Raw genomic sequence first — 19,004 nt, 5'->3', positions numbered from 1 at the left:
CACAGTAACCATGAACTTTTGTACAAGGATTCCGTTCCAATCAACTAAAGGTAAACTTTTTGATGGTGAGAAATAGGAGTCTTACATCAAATAAAGAATTGAAATAACTCCCGAAATTGTATCTTCGGGAGTTTCTTGGATGTGTAAGAAAGCATTTTTTCTTTCATTATCTAAACAGGGTTTAAACCTATTCCTAAAGTTGTAGGAGAGCGACGGACAGACGACAGCCATAAGATTACCGAAAAGAGAGGCAGGTCGTGACGTCAGTCACAACCTGCCTCTTTCATATCTTTCGGTATTGATATAGCTCAAGTCTGTCCAAAGTCCTCCGGAAACGATTGAAAATAGGTTTAGAGGGAGCTTGCGTTTTTTAAAAAATAGACCACTCCGGTCGATTAGTGTTATTCTATAATCGACCGAAGTGGTCTATGTTTGCTGTTACTGGAATAAACTTAAAACAGTAAGGGGGAAATGGGTATTACAAAGCGATTTGAAAACTTGGATACAAATAAACAAAAAAGAATTATTGACGCAGCTTTGAGTGAATTTAAGGAAAAAGGTTATGAGCAAGCTTCAACCAATCAAATTGTGAAGGAAGCTGGAATTGGGAAAGGAATGCTTTTCTATTATTTCAAAACTAAACGGGACCTCTATTTGTATTTGATAGAATATTGTCTTGAAATGGTGGAAAAAAAGTATTTTGAAGCAATAGATGATAAAGAACCTGATTTATTGGAACGAATGAAGCAAATCGTAGTAGTCAAAATGGATTTCCTTTCGAAAAATCCAGAAGCAATTAACTTTATAAGCACTATTGTTTTGAATGATCAAATTGATGCGGATTTAAAATCTCGGATAACAGCATTGTATGAAACGGGATACGCTAAGATTTATGGCAATATAGATTATACATTTTTTAAAGAGAGCATAGATGTTCAAAAAACGTTTAATTTGATTCGATGGTCGATTGAAGGCTATGAAAATGAGCTTAAGAGGCAATTGAAGGGGCAAGATTTAAGTGCAATAAACTATGATTCATATGCGGAAGAGTTTTTGGATTATATAAAAGTAATGCGGACCTTATTTTATAAATAATGGGAGGGTTAAAGCATGTCAGTCATACAAACGAATAACTTAACGAAAAAGTTTGGGAAATTTACTGCGTTAGATGGTGTGAATTTAGAAGTGAACGAAGGGGAAATATATGGCTTCATAGGTCCGAATGGGGCGGGTAAATCTACAACGATTCGTTTGTTGCTCGGTATGATTAAAGCAACAAAGGGTGGGGCAACTATTTTTGGTAAGGATGCTTGGAACGATGCCGTAGATATTCATAAACGGATTGCATATGTACCAGGCGATGTGAACTTATGGCCGAACTTAACGGGCGGAGAAGTAATTGACTTGTTCATGAAGTTACGTGGAGCAGTAAATAAAAATCGGCGAGAAGAAATGATAGAAAAGTTTAAACTAGACCCTGCCAAAAAATGCAGAACTTATTCTAAAGGAAATCGACAAAAGGTTGCATTAATAGCAGCATTCACATCAGATGCGGACTTATATATTTTAGATGAGCCAACATCAGGTCTTGACCCACTAATGGAAAGGGTATTCCAAGAATGTGTAATGGATGCCAAAAAAGAAGGGAAAAGCATTCTCCTATCCAGTCACATTCTATCCGAAGTAGAAAAATTATGTGATCAAGTAGGAATCATCCGACAAGGTAAAATGATCGAAACGGGTACATTAAGTGAATTAAGACATTTAACCCGAACCAATTTACTCGTCGAAGCAAAGCTACCAATTATCGGTTTAAGTGAATTAATAGGTGTTTATTCAATAGAAGTAAACAATCAAACATTTGCATTCCAAGTAGATTCAGAACATTTAGATACGGTGATTAGACATGTTAGTCAGTTTGGAGTTGTAAGATTAGAAAGTGCACCCCCAACTTTAGAAGACTTATTTATGCGCCATTATGAGGGAGTGGGAGGTGCAGTCTAATGTCAAAGCAGCTGTTTAAGTATACAGGAATACTTGCACGCTTTATCTTACAACAAAATCGTTTACGGATTCCTATTTGGATTATTGCTTTATTATTAATAACACTCAGCACGGCGACTGCATTTAAGAATTTATACCAAACTCCAGAGGATAGACAGGCAATAGCGCAAACAATGTTGAACCCCGCAATGACAGCGATGGTTGGTCATAGTAATGGGTTAGATAACTATACGAACGGTGCGATGATGGCTCATCAGATGTTGCTTTTCACTTCTATAGCAGTTGCTATCATGAGTATTTTATTAGTAGCAAGACATACTCGTGCAGAGGAAGAGGATGGACAGATAGAATTAATCCGCTCTCTACCTATTGGGCGATTGTCGAATTTAAGTGCCACTGTCTTAGTGGTTAGCGGTACGAATATTTTGTTAGCATTCCTGATGGGATTTGGATTGTTTGCATTAGGGATTGAAAGTATGGATTTAGAAGGGTCCATGTTATACGGAGCGACCTTAGGGGCAACGGGAATAATTTTTACGGTGGTCACGGCTATATTTGCCCAGCTATCGGAGAATTCTCGTGGGACAATAGGGTTAAGTTTTGCCGTACTTGTTATGGCGTATTTAATACGAGCAATAGGAGATGTTAGTAATGAAACACTTTCCTGGTTTTCACCACTAGGAATTGGATTAAAAGCGGAAGTCTATGTTTACAATTACTGGTCACCAGTTATATTACTAATAGGTTTAGCATTAGTTATACTAGCATTTGCACTGTACCTGAATTCTATTAGAGACTTAGAAGCAGGATTTCTTCCATCTAGACTAGGGAAAATTCATGCATCTCCCTTTTTGAGAAGCCCATTTGGCCTTGCGTTAAGAATTCAACGTACAGGATTAATTGCTTGGGCTATTGGAATGTTCATTTTAGGAGCTTCGTATGGATCTGTTTTAGGTGATTTAGAATCATTTTTCAAAGACGTGGAAATGATGCAAGCTTTAATAAAACCAGTCGAAGGATTTTCATTAATAGAACAATTTATCCCTATGCTAATGACGGTAATGGCGATGCTCTGTACTATTCCTACACTCATGATAATCTTTAAATTGAAAAGTGAAGAAAAGAAGAATCATACGGAGCATTTACTTAGTCGTGCGATATCTCGCGCAAAGCTAATGGGAAGTTATTTTGTGATTTCGATTGGTAGTAGCTTTGTGATGCTGTTTTTGGCGGTAGTTGGGTTATGGTCTGCAAGTGTAGCGGTGATGGACGATGCTATTTCCTTTCCTACGTTGTTAAAAGCTGGGATGATCTACTTGCCTGCAATTTGGACGATGATTGGTTTGGCTATACTATTGGTAGGATTTCTTCCACAATTCACAGGTTTTACGTGGTTGTATTTAGTGTATTCATTCATAGTTGTATATTTAGGGGGGTTACTTCAGTTTCCTAACTGGATGAGCAATCTTTCACCGTATGGTCAAATTCCAAAATTACCAGTGCAAGAAATGGATTATATGTCGGTTACAGTATTGTTAATCATAGCAGTTGTTTTAACTATAGCAGGATTCTTCACCTACAATAGGAGAGACATTTTAGGTTAAAAGAATGATAATTTTATTTCCATAATTTAATAGAGTAAAATGTGGTGTTATCAAATGATGGTCTTTTTGGTAATGCCTTTTTTAAAGAATAAGAAAGTATATAAATTTTGATGCCATGAACATATTGATTTCCTACAGGCCGAGTTGTTGCTTTCCGTTCCGGCGCTCGCTTTCCGCGGGCATGGCTTGAGCCTCCTCGTTCGCTTCGCTACCTGCGGGGTCTCAAGGCTCATGCTATTCCCGCAGGAGTCGAGCACCTGCACTCCAAGCAACAATGAACACTAAACAAGGGGACTTATCAATAATCACCTTTAAAATTAATTACTTAATTAGGATTCTTTCTACATAGGTTGTTTCATAGAAACCTTCACAGTGCCTTATCGATTCAACTTTCTTATACACGATCTCGAGGATCCAACATACTAAACTGATTCAATTAATGGTGTGAAGTGAATGGGTTTCCTTCTACGGATTCTAAGATCCCCACGTTAGCTCGACTTCACTTCTACTAATGTTAGTATGTTTCCAGGGGGCAAGCATCAAGCTGCTTGCCTTGCTCCTGCGCAAGCTCGTCGCAGAAAAGATTTTGCTCTTTCGCAAGCTCGTCGCAAAAATTAATTTCGCTACGCTCAGTCCAGGGTCTTGATTTGCTTGTTAATCCCATAGGAGTCGCCGCTTTCACTCCAATCAACTAAAGGTAAACTTTTATGTAGGAATACGCTGGTGAAAAATAGGAAGCATACATCAAATAAAGAATTAAAATAACTCCCGAAATTGTAACTTCGGGAGTTTCCTGTTTTAGTAAGAAAGGATCTTTTCTTTCATTATCCAAAAAGGGTTTGAACTTATTCCTAAAGTTGGAGGAGAGCGACGGACAGACGACAGCCATAAGATTATCGAAAAGAAAGGCAGGTGGTGACGTCAGTCACGACCTGCCTCTTCTATAGCTTTCGGTAATGATATAGCTCAAGACTATCCAAAGCCCTCCGGAAACGATTGGAAATAGGTTTTGTACTTAAAGGGCGCTTTCGCTTTTCTTAGTACCTAAAAGTAGAACTAACGAAGATAATATTGAAAGTTTTGTCGAAATAATGCATGTGCATTAACAAGCAAGGCGGTGAATTAGCTTTTTATACAAAAAATATCCTTTCGAGGATTATTTTTTTGACTAAATACTAACCACTGGTTATAATGTAACCAGTGGTTAGTATTTTTAAAAGAAGTGAGTGTATTCAATTATGACAAGTAAACAAGAGCAACGTTCGGAAGAAACGAAAAAACAAATATTACAATCTGCAGGGAAGTTATTCGCTACAAAGGGATATGATTCAGTCACGATACGAGAAATTGCTAAGGATGCAGGATGTTCACATACAACAATTTATCTGTATTTCAAAGATAAGGAAGCATTGCTCCACCAACTTTCTATGCCGTCTTTGCAGGAACTTCACGACCAATTGCATCATATTTCAAATAGGAATACATTAGCAGCAGAAGAAAAACTAAAAAAAATTAGTCGTGAATATATTCACTTTTGTTTAAAGTATCGTAATATGTACGACATTTTTTTCAATGCTAAATCTTCAAGAGTAGATGAAGCAGAGCAAGAACTAGAGATCAATAAACTTCGGATTAGAATTTTTGACATGATGAAGTTAAATATTCAGGAATGCCTCTCTAATCTAAACGATGAACAATTGTTGGCTTATTCCCGTATTTATTATTTCAATTTGAATGGGATATTAAGTACTTATTCGTATCAGCATGAACCACTTGACGTTTTAATGGAGAGATTGACTCCTACATTTGATCTCTCGATTGAAATACTTTTATTAGGCTTTAAAGAAAAATTAAATAAGGGGAAATGAAGATGAAAGCAAAACAGATTTCTGAACATATATGGAGCTTAAAAACGTGGATGATTATCCCAATTCATGTGTGGGTTGTTGTGGAAGAAGACGGGATAACTTTAGTAGATGCTGGAATGCCAATGATGGCAAAAGGGATCATGAAATTCATGAAACAACTAAACGCTGGCCCGCTAAAACAAATTCTTCTCACGCATGGACATTCTGATCATGTTGGATCGGTAAAAGCAATATTGACTGAAAATGAAGTGCCTGTTTACGCACACCGAATAGAAATTCCTTATTTGGAAGGGAATACGCTCTATCCAAAAAGAAAGAAACTAGAAAACAACTTACCAAAACAACTAACTCAACCGCTTTTAGAAGAGGAGTCCGGAAACTTGAAATCAGTAGGCGGATTGAAGCCATTTTTTACGCCTGGCCATTCCCCCGGTCATGTTGTGTACTATCATGAAAAAGATCAAGTGCTATTAGCAGGTGATTTGTTTAAGTCGAAAAATGGTAAACTCCAACCTCCCATGTTTACACCTGATATGGAGGAAGCATTAAAAAGCAGTGATATCGTTGGAATATTGAAACCAAAACGTTTAGAAGTATGTCATGGAAATACTGTGTTTAATCCCGCTGATCAATTAGAGGACTACGTTCGAACTGTCGAGAGAAAACTTAGTGGGAAGTAATTTAAATCTCCTATATCACGGAGACTTCCGCGGGAATAGGACGCAGTGACGAGGAGACTGAAGCCATGCCCGCGAAAAGCGTCCGTCAAAGCGGAAATCAACTGTATTTCTAGGGTTACTCATCTTAAAAGGACCTAACGTCTTTTTGCCCGGTTTTTCTTATGGGGCTAAGTCAACTTGCATCATTTTTCTAATAAGGTTTTTTTATGAACCAAAGCAGGCTAATAAATAGTTTCCTAGTGTTGAATATTCTTTAGGGGGCAGTAAAAATGTTTGCAGGGCATTTTGGAATTTCGGCTGCAGTAAAAAGTAAAACGCCTGAGACGCCACTATGGTCACTAATAGTTGGCTCACAATTGCTTGATATTGCGTTTATTATATTTAATTTGGTTGGTTTAGAGTCCATTGAACCAATAGGTAAAGGTGGATATGGAAATGTTGTTATTAATGCTTTCTACTCGCATTCTTTAGTAGGTGCACTTATCCTTTCCATATTAGCGGGGCTACTCGCAAAAAGGTTTTGGGGGAAAAAATCTGGAATTATTATAGGAGTTGTTGTATTCAGCCATTGGATTCTTGATTTTATTGTTCATCGTCCTGATATGCCGATTTTACCTGGTAATATCGGTAATATGCCACTTCTAGGATTAGGACTATGGGAAACCATTCCTGGAAGCATTCTAGTCGAGTCATTATTAATCGCCGTAGGTTGTTTTTTATATTTTCAAAATGCCATAAAAAAAGCTGGGCCAGCACATAAACGTAAAGGTATTATAGCTGGTTTATTAATGACTGTTTTTCTTATTCTCTCCTTGTATATCGGCATCTTTCTGTAACGAAAAAATTCCTCGTTCAAGTAAGGCATACCAACTTGTAACAATAAAAAGGAAATGTTAATAGTATACAACAAAAGATGTGCAGAATAATTAGCTTGTATCAACTAGGAGTGTGAGTATGCCAGCTATTACGGGGAAACAGTATATTGATCGAATCGACCAATTGAAAACGGATATTTGGATAGACGGGAAGCCTGTGACAGGTAAGATTTCAGAGCACGCTTCGTTTAAAGGGATTATGAAAAGTCAGGCGGCATTGTACGACATGCAACATGATACAGTATTAAAAGATGTCATGACGCATCCTTCACCATTAACATCTGAGCCTGTAGGTATGTCCTATATACAGCCTAAAACAAAAGAAGATTTAGTTAAAAAGAGATTAATGGTACAGCATTGGGCTAAATCGAACCATGGCCTTATGGGAAGAAGTCCAGACTATATGAACACGGTGTTAATGGCCTTAGCGTCATCTGCCGATCTTTTGAATGAAAAAAAGAATTGTTTTCCTAATAACTTACGATCGTTCTATGAGTATGCACGTGAAAAAGATTTATCTATGACACATACATTTATTGATCCCCAAGTCAATCGAGCACCTATTTATATCGAGGAATCAGAAGAGCCCATTGCTTCAAAAGTGATGGATAGAAACGAAGAAGGAATCATTGTAAAGGGTGCGCGGTTGCTGGCAACACAAGGTGGAATAACGGATGAAATACTTGTAATATCATCCGGAGCTGTAGTGGAGGAAGAAAAAGGGTTTGCTTTCTCCATCCCTAGTAATACTAAAGGGCTTAAGTTTATATGTAGAGAATCCTTTGTTGGTGGAGATTCAACCTTTAACTATCCTTTAAGTTCACGATATGAGGAAATGGATACGGTAGTAGTATTTGACAATGTATTGGTTCCTTGGGAGCGCGTATTTTATTATGACAATCTAGCTGCGTCAAACAATTTTATGAAAACTAGTTCGTTTCAAGCTTTTGCCTTACATCAAGTTGTTTCAAGACAAATTGTAAAAACTGAATTTGTATTAGGGGTTGTCCAATCGATCATCGAATCGATAAATATAAATCAATACCAACAAGTTCAAGAAAAAGTTTCTGAAATTATTATCGCTTTAGAAACGATGAAGGCATTGTTGATAAAGTCTGAAGTAGAAGCCGAAGTAGATAAATGGGGTTTAATGCAACCAAACGTTACAACGCTGCAAGTAGCTATCAATGTTTTTCCGCGAATCTATCCAAGGTTTACTGAAATTATTCAGATTTTAGGGGCAAGTGGATTAATGTCTATCCCAACTGAAAATGCATTCCAATCATCCATTAGAAACGATTTGGATCAATACTTACAGTCAAAAGCTGATAATGCCGAGAATCGTGTTAAACTCTTCCGTTTAGCATGGGATTTAACGATGAGTTCTTTCGGTACACGGCAAACTTTATACGAACGCTTTTTCTTTGGCGATCCTATTAGACTTACTAGCGAGCTATACCATGCATACAATAAGGCTCCATATGTACAGAGAGTGAAGGATATGTTGAACTGAATATAATACACAGTGAGCCCTTTGAAACTTCAATTAGAGTTTCAAAGGGCTCAACAATTTATTATAAGAAAAAGTTTACTTGATTAACCAGTAATAACTCTCTCTTTCGGATATTGATATTTTGTTTTCTTCTTCTGACCACCAATGATAAATAAGAAAGAAGTTAAGCCGATTCTTCCTACAAACATTAAAACCATAAGAATACACTTGGAATAAATGCTAAGGTCATGAGTAATCCCCATAGACAAACCTACTGTACCAAATGCGGAGCAAACTTCTAATACAATTTCAATAAGATGGGGCTTTGGGTCAAAAACACTTATTGCTACAACGGATATAAAGCACATAATAATAGCTAGCATTGTTATGGCAAGTGATTTCAATATATCCTCTTCGTGAAGCTCTCGATTAAAAATTTTGATATTACGATTTCCTTTAGCGAAATGATAAATAAATAATACATTCAAAGCAAATGTCGTCGTACGTATTCCTCCGCCGACAGAGGTTGGAGAGCCACCGATAAACATAAAAATACTAATAACCAACAGTGTTGGCATAGTAAACTCGGTAATATCCATTGTAGTAAGCCCAGCACTTCTAGTAGTTGCTGCTTGGAAAAAGGCATAGAAGAAACTTTTATGCCAAGTTAAACCTTTAAAATAATGTTGAAATTCAAATATTAGGATAAGAATTGTTCCGATAACAAGAAGAATTCCATAAGTTACTGTCGATAATTTTGTAAATAATGAAAACCGGAAAGGCTTTTGATAGTCCGTCTTTCTTCGAAATAAATATTCCTTCACTTCAATTAATACCGGGAATCCAATAGCACCAAGAATGATTAGAATGATTGTTATTATTTGCACAAAATAGTCACCAGCATAAGGAGCGAGTGATTCTCCCGTAATATCCATTCCAGCGTTTGTTGTCGCAGTTACGGATGCAAACAAACCATGGAGTAAAGCATCCTCCCAGGTTGAATAATAATTTAAGAAATGCAATCCTAGGATAAGCCCACCTAAAATCTCAATAAGGAAAATGATTTTAAGAATTTCTTTAACCATTTGTACGAGCCCTGATAATTCGAATTGATTATGATCAACCATAATTAGACGGCGTTCACGTAAACCAACTTTTTTCCTTAAAAGTATCCAAAAAAATGTGTTGATCGCCATAATGCCAAGCCCTGCAAATTGCAAAACAATCATAATAACAAAATAGCCGAATACACTATATGTCTCCGAAATATTAAATACAGTCAAACCTGTATCACTTACCACAGTAACGGCAGTGAAGACCGTATCAATAAAAGATACGTGAACACCAGGCTTAAAAACCGCCGGGAGACTAAATAATAGTATGGATATAGTTACTGCCAGTAAATAATAGCCTGTAATAACTTGGGCAGGTGATAGCCTCTCTAACCTACTTCTTACTTTTCCCCACATAATTACAGATCCCTTCAATTTTTTCATATCACCTATCATAAAGAAAATCTGGTGTATTTGAAAGAAATATTTTTAATTCGATTATATAAAATACATACGTACACGGTAAGGGGTAATTAACATAGTAAATTTGTGCATAATATTGGGTATAAATAACTAAAAGTATAAAGTCTATCTACACTACGATACTCAACTTCACTAATTTCTTATGGGGTCTTTCATTGAAAAGATAAAAAACAATCATTCTCTGGTAGCCTTAGAGAATGATTGTTTTTAATGGTTAGCAATAAGGATTACTTCACCAGTTCATAAGTATTGAACTCTCCTTCTGGTGCACTATTGAAGTAGCTTGTGCCATTAAGTTCATATCTTACGGCATAGGTTATCCCCCCGCCGCCATCCTTAATTCCTTTTACTTGGATTGTTCCTACAGAAGGTACAGTAAACACCTTGGGCTTATGCTTGATCATAAAAGGTTCTGAAATTGCTTTGCCGTCGACTAGTACTTGTACATAATCTCCATCCTCCGCGGCATAATCCCATACCCAGATTTTTGTATCCTTTTCCGAAGACGAATGAGTAATCGTATAATCTTGTGCTCCTATGTTTTCGTCAGAGCTCAACAAGATAACCCCAGCTGAAACGCCAGTAGACATCTTATTTTGGAGAGCATTCTTAGCTGTTTCTGATTCATCAACGGTTGCTGTATTTGCAAGCGATATTCCTACAATACCAAGGATCAAACAGATGCTTCCAAAAAGGATAAGAGGTTTGTTTTTCTTCTTCTGATTCACTTTATCTTCCAATTTTGTTTCCGAGAATGGATCATTATTTTCGAATGACTTTTTTTGCTTGGAAGCTGAATTCACCATTGCGTCATCAATTTTCTTTTTTAAATTTGATTGGTTTTTGTCCATATACTTACCTCAATTCTATGTTAGTCAAAGGCTTTTTGTTTAAATAAACACACATTGCCAATCTAGCTAGAATAACAAATAATATCATTAACTGAAAAAAATGCATATGTCGGGTAGTGTCAGTCACTTCGTAACCGTAGTTTAGTATGGATAAGCCAATATTCATAATGACTAAATTGATGAAAAATATCGTAATAAGAGAATATAGCCAAGGTAATGCCTTATACATTCTTCTAAGTGCTGGGATGAGCATAGAGATACCGATAAACAATCCACAAATTCCAATAAATGTAGCGGATGTTTTAGGTCCTGAAAATCCGGATGCTAACACTGTACCAACCTCCGTTACGAATAAAAGTGGCATAAAAACTAGAATTAGTAATATAAAGGACATTGGAGAAATAAAGTACAGCGTTGCAAAAACTGCTGCTAACTTACTTTTCATGAATTCACACCCTCTCAATATCTGTATCTGTAATAGTCATCAATTCTTCACGAGTTAAATGGTTATCGATACTTAATCGTATTGCTTGGTTATTAACTGCACGTTCATATATATTTCTTACATATCGGCCATTTCCAAAATGAGCTTCTGTTCCTGCGCCTTGTAATATCTGATGCAGCTTATTTTTTGCAGCTTCATCCAGTACATAGCCTCGGCCATTGAAAAACTGTTTAGATATCTGCATTAACTGCTCCGTGTTATAATCTTTAAACTCAATAATGTTAGGGAATCTTGATTTCAAACCGGGATTAATGGATAGAAAATGATCCATCTCTTCACTGTAACCAGCTATGATTACAACGATTTTATCTCGATGATCGTCCATAAGCTTAAGTAGTGTATCAATTGCTTCTTTCCCGAAATCATTGTTTCCTCCTTGTGCTAATGAATAGGCTTCATCGATAAAGAGTACTCCGTCCATAGCAGACATAACAACTTCCTTTGTTTTTATAGCAGTTTGGCCAACATATCCAGCAACAAGGTCAGCTCTATCTGTTTCTATCAATTTATTAGAACTAATTAGGCCGATATTGTACAATACTTGAGCGACCGTTCTAGCGACCATGGTTTTACCAGTTCCAGGATTCCCCTTGAAAACCATGTGCATTGATTGAGTTTCATCTACTATCATTCCAAGTTTTTTACGCTCATTTTGCATCCGGAGTCGCGCACTTAAACTTCGTATATAATCTTTTACTTCTTCTAACCCAATAATTGTGGCTAATTCCATTTCCAGATCAAAACTTTTTAATACTTTTTCATTTGGTTTAATATCTTGAGAAATGATCAAATTCATTTCATCAATTGGTACTTCACTTGTTGCAATCCTAGCAGACTGATTTCTCGTAATTTCATCCAAGTAGTTTCTCACCATTCTACCATTTCCAGAATGAGTGTTAGAAGATTTATGAAGTAAATAAATCTGTTCTTCTAGTACAATTTCAGCTTCTTTATCCACTTTAAAGCCTTTCGCTGAAATTAGTTTTAAGGCGATTTGGAATAATTCTTGCACAGAATAATCTGGGAAATTTATATTTAAAGGAAACCTAGATTCTAAACCTGAATTTGCTTTCAAAAAGTCTTTCATTTCCTTATCGTATCCTGCAAGGATGACAACAATTTCTCCCCTATAATCCTCGATTAATTTTACGAGTGTATTGATTGCTTCAGCACCAAAACTATTTCCATCAGTCGCTAAAGAGTAGGCTTCGTCAATGAATAATACACCACCGAGAGCGGACTTAAAAACTTCTTCCGTCTTTTTGGCGGTATGTCCAACATACTCAGCTACTAGTCCACCGCGATCAGTTTCAATTAAATGACCCGATTTAAGTAAGCCCATTTCTTTAAACATAGTCGCCACAATTCGTGCGATAGTTGTTTTTCCAGTTCCAGGATTTCCGCTAAAAATCATATTGAGCGATTGAGTGGTATCAACCTGTAAACCTGCTTTTTTCCGTTTTTCATCAGCGATCAATAATTTATGTTGCATTTTTACAAACTCTTTTACACTATCAAGTCCTATAATTGGGGCCAAGCTAGTTTCTAAGTCGAATTTATCTGTCTCTTCAAATTTAAAATCCTCATATGTTAGGACATCAAGCTCTGCAGAAAAATCTTCTGTAAGCCTCTTAGATTGATTGAGGATTACACTTTCAATAACATTTCTGACAAGTCTTCCATTTCCACTGTCATTCCGACCTTTAATCTGTCTTTTTTCAAATAATTTGATGAGTGCATCTCGACAATCATTTAAAATACGATAACCTTTCGTTTTAGCAGTAATTAAAGCAATTTCCCACATTTCTTCGGCAGTATAATCCTCAAAATGAATAAGATTAGGGAAGCGAGACTTCAAGCCCGAATTAACTTTCAAGAACTCCGACATTTCATCACTATAACCTGCTAAGATCACTACAAGTTCATCTCGATGGTCTTCCATACCTTTTACAAGCGTGTCAATTGCCTCAAGGCCGAATGTGTCATGCTTATCTCGACATAAAGCATATGCTTCATCTATGAAAAGTACCCCACCCAATGCAGATTTGATTACATCATTCGTTATTTTTGCAGTATGACCAACATATTGTCCAACGAGATCTGCCCTAGTTACTTCCCGTAACTGCCCTGTTGAAAGTACACCTAGAGCCTTCAAATACTTTGCTACAATTCTCGCAATTGTGGTCTTCCCAGTGCCTGGATTTCCTGTGAAAATCATGTGCATGGAAACATTAGAAGTTTTAAATCCTGCATGTTCTCTTCTTTTTTGTATCTTTAGATTTTCTTCGAGTTGTAATACATAATTTTTAACTAAATCAAGTCCAATAACATTAGCAAGTTCTTTCTGTATATCTTCAAGTACTAACTCATTATTTTTTGGTAATATGTTGGCAAGATAAATTATATTCCCATTAATATTAGCAGAGAATTTTTGGTCCGTTTGTGATAATAAAATTGGCTCGTCTAAATTCATCATATTTCGAAGCTTATACTCCGCTAATGGCTTAAATATTTGTTCATTTACGTATTCTTTTATACCAATAACTCCGGAAGCGTTTTTAAATTCAGATGAAATTCCATTCAATACATTTTCATCCCATTCAAGAGAAATGGAAAGTAGACTTCTACATTCCGATTTCAAACTGTTTAGAGTAAGTTGAACCAATTGCATTTTTTCTGCTTCGTCAAATTCGGAGGTATGTAAAATATCGCCAATTGATTCTGTAAATTTAGAACCGAACGTATTAAAAACGTCTTGCTCAGATTTCTCGCTAGTAAAAATAAAAAACTTTCCGTTTGCACTTAATTCACTAATAGAATTTTGAGTTAGCATACCTGTTGATTCCACAAGGTTATCATCGTAAAGAATATATCTTGAGCTGAGAGTGTATTTGCCTGTCATAGTCAATTTGGAGATGACATCAATCACGCTCGAGTGAGTTTTCTCGAAATTTTCAAATAACAAAACATCAGATTCGCCGTACAAGCATTTATATAAATCTGATAAGAATAAACTAAATTCAGATATTGTCGCATAAGAAGAGAGGTCCATCTTAAAAACTGTAGAACTATTTGTAAGATTGTTCTTCCTGAGCAGTTTTGCCATTAAATTAATACTACTTTTTCTTCCTGTTCCTTTATTTCCAAGAACGAAAATAACATTTTTAGGCTTAGTATCGTCATAGCCAGTTACAAAAGGTCTTTTAAAAGCAATGGAGAGTTGTTTTAAATAACTTCTTTGTCCGATAATTTCTCGCTCTAAAATAGAATTCATCATATCGAAAGTGTCAGAAGGATTTAGACTATCACCATTCCTTTTATTCTTGTGCGAGTAGGCTGCGGTGTTATTTTGTTCAATAGTCTGTTTCTTCCTGTTCTCATTTTTTGTAAGATCAATGTGATTAGATGGGGGGGTAGGTGAAAAAGAATCTTCGCGTAATTGCGTTACTTGATTAGCATGCATTTGAGATTGTTTTAGTGAGCTTCGTTTTTTAGCGATAAAACCCTTCTCTTTAAAGATTTGGACTATTTGTAATTCCGGAAATAGGAATTTGATTATTCTTTTTATGATAATTTCCATACGATGCCACCTTTCTTAATTCTTAAGTATTCTTTTGACTGATTTAAACATATCTCAAGGGTATATTAATCTGTTCTTCCATTTCTGGAATGAATAATATGCCGAAGAACTCTCGTATCTATACTAACGTAAATCCCTGCTGATTTACTATCATTTATTAGCTATTTTGAATTTCTTACTCATTTTAAATGTATTTTTTTCACCTTAATAATAATTAGACTTCTTACTTTGATTAGCGCTCAAATATAAAGTATCTTTGTAGAATATTCTAACATAAAACTAGAAAAGATTGGATGATACATGAGAGTCAAGATATAATAACAGTAGCTAATAGAGAAGAAAAAAATATAGGAATAGAATTGAAAATAGTATGTAGGCATGATTATTAATTGGATTTATAATTTTCTGTTTTTGTGCCTGTGATTGGAGATCATTATTATGTTTATGGAGCAGACGAGATATTCTAGGCTTGCAAATATAACGAAAATTATAAATACAAAGTTGGAACTGCGTGAAGTATTGCAACGTGTAACAATAGCTATTTCTGAGGAGATTGTTCAATGTAGTTCTGTTGGAATTTTTTTGCCTCAGAAAGATGGAACATTCACGGGGGTTGCCGGAAAACCAGAGAGTATGAATGGAATAAGGCTTGATTCGCAGGTAATTGACCCAAAGAAAGACTTACTCGCTAGAGAAGTGATTGAGACTCAGAAAACTATTTACATCCCTGATACATCAAAAGATAATCGACCGGATCCGGGGCCAGTCAAAGCCTTTAAGATTAAATCCTTACTAGCTCTGCCTATCTCGTTCGAACAAGAGTTATTTGGTTTAGTTTTCTTATTTGATTATGGAACTCCTATGAACTTAACAGATTCAGAAATTCAAAGTGTAGAAGCTTATGTAAATATGGCTGCAGTCGCAATACGAAATGCGAATAATTTAGCGCAAAAGGAAAACCTAATAGAAGAAAAGCAATTATTACTTAGTGTTACACGAGACTTATCGAAGTGTTCCTCGATACAGGAAAGCCTCGATAAGTGTTTCTTCTATTTAGGAAAGATTTTAGATAGCGATTATATTGCTGCCCATTTACTAGATCCGTTTGAGAAAACAACCATTAGATTAACAAAGTTAAGTAAAGACTGCGATTGGACAGAAGCAGATTGGATGGAAATCTTAAATAACATAAGTATTGATGAAAGCTATGAAGAAATGATCCAAATGGTCATTAAAACGAAAAATATAAATCACCGTCCTAATATAGATATGAACGATCTACTTATAATTCCATTGGTATCCATGGGAGAAGTGTTAGGGGTAATAGTAGTAGTCAAATTAGAGGGGAAAGCTAACAATTACGATGAATCTCAAATTCAACTCGCACAATCAATCGTTGATGCCACAGCCCCTACGTTTTCCAATTTGTTATACATGGACCAACTCGAAAGCATGGTGGTAGGGCGAACAAGGGAACTTGCTGCTGCGAATGAAAAAGTGACTAGTGTTATAGAAGGCATAACGGATGGATTCTTTGCTTTGAATAAAGAATGGGAATTTACTTACATAAATAAATATCAATATTTACCGCATGGAAAAACAGTAAAAGACGTATTAGGTAAGAATGTATGGGGAATATTTCCAAAAAATGTGGGCACGGTCTTTTATAAAGAGCTTCATCGTGCGATGTCAGAGCGAATTACAGTACATTTCGAAATGCTTTCACCTTATGACGGTTATTGGCACGAAGTAGTCGCATACCCTTATGACGAGGGTATCTGTTGTTTGTTTAAAAATATAAATGAGAAAAAGAAATACGAGAAGGAATTAAGAAGGTTATCCAACTTAGATTTAATCGGTCAAATGGCAGCTGGTATTAGCCATGAGATTAGAAATCCAATGACAACGGTAAAAGGATTCTTGCAATTACTAAGAAAAGAAGTCAAATTTGAGAAGCATACGAACTACTTTAATCTAATGATAGAAGAACTGGACCGTGCCAATTCCATCATTACTGAATTTCTCTCCATGGGCAATACAAGGACATCTGATTTACAGATGTTAGATCTAAACTTAATTATCCATGATATTAAACCAATTATTGAGATTGATACATTCAATCAAAACAAACTTATCCAATTTAATACTAAAGACATTCCCGAATTACTATTAAATCGTAATGAGATAAGGCAGCTAATAATAAACCTATACCGTAATGGCTTAGAAGCAATGGGCATAGGAAAAAGACTAACGATAAGCACATATAAGGAAGCTGAAAATTATGTAGTTCTTGCAGTGAAAGATCAAGGAGAAGGAATTAGTCCCGAAGTATTAGAAAAATTGGGCACTCCATTCTACACAACTAAAGATAATGGCACTGGTTTAGGGTTAGGTATATGCTATGCAATTGCTGCCCGTCATAATGCAAAAATTGATATTCAAACAAGTCCCGAAGGCACTACTTTTTTGGTTAAGTTTAAAATTTGAGAGGTTGATATTTATGTCATTAGCAAATGATTTTAATATGTATAAGGATGAAATTGAATTGATACGAGCCCAAAACCTTGTGGAATGTGATTTGTACTCAATAATTGCCTGTATCATCAGAGAAAGAAAACAGGGTAATGAGATTTCTTTAAGAGATGTTTCTGCGCGGCGAAAAACTGATTTTTCTAAACTATTTAGAGGAGATTCGGGGTTTCCAGACTTCGTGATTCGGACAAGAGATAAAAGCAATGATGCAGATATTCTTGGGGCAGTTGAGGTAAAATATGTGGATGAGGATTTGGAAAAGCATTTAGAACAGTTAGAAGGTCATCTTGGTTTCTACAAAAGAGTTATCTACACTAATGGGCTCAAATGGCGGTACTATTTTAAAGAGAACAATTTTCTGTGGGAGACTGAGCTTGGAGAAATCTATAATGGAAAAATCATTTGGAATAAAGATGATAAATGGACAGAATTATTGGGAAAATTAGATGGTGTTAAATGGAATGAGAAAGAGTAGCTTTGTGAATTCCAATTTATAAATTACTAAAATAGATGTTTTAAAAAATAAATCACTTTAACGAAAGATCGGAAAAAATTTCTAATAACAAAGATAAGGAAATCTCTGTTGATGAAAGAGAATCTTTTTCAAAAGCAGGCGAATTTATAGTTTATATTATTAATGTTTGTAAAGTGCTACTTTTAATTTAGAAAAAATTTGTGGAGGTATAAATGGGATTGTTTGATATTTTGAAAAAAACGGAAAATAATAAATATCATTTAAGATTGCAACTTAATGCACGGTTACTACCTATTGACCGTGGCGAGTTTTTCGAGGACCCTATTAACGAAGCTTTAGAGACTAGTAAATGCGGAATCACAGACGGCGGCGGAACGATGCAACATCCAACAGGCGAAATAGAGTTTTGCGATATAGAAATCCTTCTTAAAGATAACAAAGTGGAAAACTTTGATAAACTACTACAAATAATTGATAGAATTGGCGTACCAAAGGGTTCTTTTCTGCTAGCTGATGGGTTCGAACAATCTGTTGGAACACTTGAAGGTCTAGCACTTTATTTAAATGGTACAGAATTGTCAGAAGAAGTGTATCACAACTGTGATATAAATTATGTGATTGAAAAAATTGATGAACTACTCAAGGGTTCTGGACGATTTTATAGCCATTGGGAAGGTCCAGAAAATACAGCTTTATATTATTATGGTATTTCATTTGGTGAAATGAAGCAAAGAATGACTTCTTTTTTATCTGAATATCCCCTTTGCCAAAAGTGTAGAGTAGAACAAATTGCATAGTACATAAATCATCTTTAAGTACACATATTCCAAGCATTATTGTAGGATAAAACATCATTTAGAAGTGTTACGAAAAGCCGTACCATACCTGTGGTTTTTCCTATTAAATTGGGCAATATTATTGAATATAAATATGTTATTCCTCTGTAAATAGATTTTTTGCATAATCTATTTTGAGTTAAGGCTTATCCCTTTCTAAAGAGAAG

General features: G+C 35.6%; 14 protein-coding genes. 10 read left to right on the top strand and 4 right to left on the bottom strand.

What is annotated here, in order from left to right; all coding sequences use genetic code 11:
• Window positions 1–471: 471 nt before the first annotated feature.
• From ACFVR1_RS09965 to hpaB, 7 genes are all read left to right on the top strand, one after another.
• On the top strand, window positions 472–1,095 hold the full coding sequence (locus tag ACFVR1_RS09965; protein ID WP_387583627.1) for a TetR/AcrR family transcriptional regulator: 624 nt from the start codon (window positions 472–474) through the stop codon (window positions 1,093–1,095).
• Between the two features lie 15 nt (window positions 1,096–1,110).
• On the top strand, window positions 1,111–2,004 hold the full coding sequence (locus ACFVR1_RS09960) for an ABC transporter ATP-binding protein (RefSeq protein WP_387583624.1): 894 nt from the start codon (window positions 1,111–1,113) through the stop codon (window positions 2,002–2,004).
• Entirely contained in the window at window positions 2,004–3,608 is a 1,605-nt protein-coding gene (locus tag ACFVR1_RS09955; protein ID WP_387583622.1) for an ABC transporter permease, read from the top strand. Before ACFVR1_RS09960 ends, ACFVR1_RS09955 begins: the two co-directional genes overlap by 1 nt.
• A gap of 1,238 nt (window positions 3,609–4,846) precedes the next feature.
• On the top strand, window positions 4,847–5,476 hold the full coding sequence (locus tag ACFVR1_RS09950) for a TetR/AcrR family transcriptional regulator (RefSeq protein WP_387583620.1): 630 nt from the start codon (window positions 4,847–4,849) through the stop codon (window positions 5,474–5,476).
• 2 nt (window positions 5,477–5,478) lie between these two features.
• Complete coding sequence (locus tag ACFVR1_RS09945; protein WP_387583618.1) at window positions 5,479–6,156, top strand: MBL fold metallo-hydrolase; 678 nt, start codon at window positions 5,479–5,481, stop codon at window positions 6,154–6,156.
• Window positions 6,157–6,425: 269 nt separating this feature from the next.
• Window positions 6,426–6,992 carry a metal-dependent hydrolase gene (locus tag ACFVR1_RS09940; protein ID WP_387583616.1) on the top strand — a complete coding sequence of 189 codons (567 nt, stop codon included), beginning with the start codon at window positions 6,426–6,428 and terminating at the stop codon, window positions 6,990–6,992.
• 118 nt (window positions 6,993–7,110) lie between these two features.
• Complete coding sequence (hpaB, locus tag ACFVR1_RS09935; RefSeq protein WP_387583614.1) at window positions 7,111–8,544, top strand: 4-hydroxyphenylacetate 3-monooxygenase, oxygenase component; 1,434 nt, start codon at window positions 7,111–7,113, stop codon at window positions 8,542–8,544.
• 83 nt (window positions 8,545–8,627) lie between these two features.
• Here hpaB and ACFVR1_RS09930 read toward each other — a convergent pair whose 3' ends face one another.
• The 4 genes from ACFVR1_RS09930 to ACFVR1_RS09915 all read right to left on the bottom strand — a co-directional run bounded on the left by ACFVR1_RS09930 (window position 8,628) and on the right by ACFVR1_RS09915 (window position 14,994).
• Window positions 8,628–9,992 (bottom strand): TrkH family potassium uptake protein, encoded by a 1,365-nt coding sequence (locus ACFVR1_RS09930; protein WP_387583918.1) that lies wholly within the window; start codon window positions 9,990–9,992, stop codon window positions 8,628–8,630.
• A 293-nt stretch (window positions 9,993–10,285) separates the two neighbouring features.
• Entirely contained in the window at window positions 10,286–10,909 is a 624-nt protein-coding gene (locus ACFVR1_RS09925) for a hypothetical protein (RefSeq protein ID WP_387583612.1), read from the bottom strand.
• A gap of 4 nt (window positions 10,910–10,913) precedes the next feature.
• Window positions 10,914–11,354, bottom strand: a complete 441-nt coding sequence (locus ACFVR1_RS09920; protein WP_387583610.1) for a hypothetical protein — start codon at window positions 11,352–11,354, stop codon at window positions 10,914–10,916.
• A 4-nt stretch (window positions 11,355–11,358) separates the two neighbouring features.
• The gene (locus tag ACFVR1_RS09915) at window positions 11,359–14,994 is read right to left on the bottom strand and encodes an AAA family ATPase (RefSeq protein ID WP_387583608.1); all 3,636 of its coding nucleotides are present in this window, start codon (window positions 14,992–14,994) and stop codon (window positions 11,359–11,361) included.
• A 438-nt stretch (window positions 14,995–15,432) separates the two neighbouring features.
• Between ACFVR1_RS09915 and ACFVR1_RS09910 the strand changes: the two genes are divergently transcribed.
• The 3 genes from ACFVR1_RS09910 to ACFVR1_RS09900 all read left to right on the top strand — a co-directional run bounded on the left by ACFVR1_RS09910 (window position 15,433) and on the right by ACFVR1_RS09900 (window position 18,798).
• The gene (locus ACFVR1_RS09910) at window positions 15,433–17,481 is read left to right on the top strand and encodes an ATP-binding protein (protein WP_387583606.1); all 2,049 of its coding nucleotides are present in this window, start codon (window positions 15,433–15,435) and stop codon (window positions 17,479–17,481) included.
• A 13-nt stretch (window positions 17,482–17,494) separates the two neighbouring features.
• On the top strand, window positions 17,495–18,001 hold the full coding sequence (locus ACFVR1_RS09905; RefSeq protein WP_387583604.1) for a hypothetical protein: 507 nt from the start codon (window positions 17,495–17,497) through the stop codon (window positions 17,999–18,001).
• A gap of 212 nt (window positions 18,002–18,213) precedes the next feature.
• Window positions 18,214–18,798 carry a hypothetical protein gene (locus ACFVR1_RS09900; RefSeq protein ID WP_387583602.1) on the top strand — a complete coding sequence of 195 codons (585 nt, stop codon included), beginning with the start codon at window positions 18,214–18,216 and terminating at the stop codon, window positions 18,796–18,798.
• Window positions 18,799–19,004 lie beyond the last annotated feature (206 nt).

Origin of the sequence: Psychrobacillus sp. NPDC058041, assembly GCF_042885655.1 — a bacterium.
Classification (GTDB): Bacteria; Bacillota; Bacilli; order Bacillales_A; family Planococcaceae; genus Psychrobacillus.
This window is presented reverse-complemented; position numbering and strand designations above follow the sequence as displayed.

Bases quoted from the DNA above. Each gene is read 5' to 3' on its own strand.
- ACFVR1_RS09965 (WP_387583627.1), top strand. From the start codon at position 472: ATGGGTATTACAAAGCGATTTGAAAACTTGGATACAAATAAACAAAAA.
- ACFVR1_RS09960 (WP_387583624.1), top strand. From the start codon at position 1,111: ATGTCAGTCATACAAACGAATAACTTAACGAAAAAGTTTGGGAAATTT.
- ACFVR1_RS09955 (WP_387583622.1), top strand. From the start codon at position 2,004: ATGTCAAAGCAGCTGTTTAAGTATACAGGAATACTTGCACGCTTTATC.
- ACFVR1_RS09950 (WP_387583620.1), top strand. From the start codon at position 4,847: ATGACAAGTAAACAAGAGCAACGTTCGGAAGAAACGAAAAAACAAATA.
- ACFVR1_RS09945 (WP_387583618.1), top strand. From the start codon at position 5,479: ATGAAAGCAAAACAGATTTCTGAACATATATGGAGCTTAAAAACGTGG.
- ACFVR1_RS09940 (WP_387583616.1), top strand. From the start codon at position 6,426: ATGTTTGCAGGGCATTTTGGAATTTCGGCTGCAGTAAAAAGTAAAACG.
- hpaB (WP_387583614.1), top strand. From the start codon at position 7,111: ATGCCAGCTATTACGGGGAAACAGTATATTGATCGAATCGACCAATTG.
- ACFVR1_RS09930 (WP_387583918.1), bottom strand. From the start codon at position 9,992: ATGTGGGGAAAAGTAAGAAGTAGGTTAGAGAGGCTATCACCTGCCCAA.
- ACFVR1_RS09925 (WP_387583612.1), bottom strand. From the start codon at position 10,909: ATGGACAAAAACCAATCAAATTTAAAAAAGAAAATTGATGACGCAATG.
- ACFVR1_RS09920 (WP_387583610.1), bottom strand. From the start codon at position 11,354: ATGAAAAGTAAGTTAGCAGCAGTTTTTGCAACGCTGTACTTTATTTCT.
- ACFVR1_RS09915 (WP_387583608.1), bottom strand. From the start codon at position 14,994: ATGGAAATTATCATAAAAAGAATAATCAAATTCCTATTTCCGGAATTA.
- ACFVR1_RS09910 (WP_387583606.1), top strand. From the start codon at position 15,433: ATGTTTATGGAGCAGACGAGATATTCTAGGCTTGCAAATATAACGAAA.
- ACFVR1_RS09905 (WP_387583604.1), top strand. From the start codon at position 17,495: ATGTCATTAGCAAATGATTTTAATATGTATAAGGATGAAATTGAATTG.
- ACFVR1_RS09900 (WP_387583602.1), top strand. From the start codon at position 18,214: ATGGGATTGTTTGATATTTTGAAAAAAACGGAAAATAATAAATATCAT.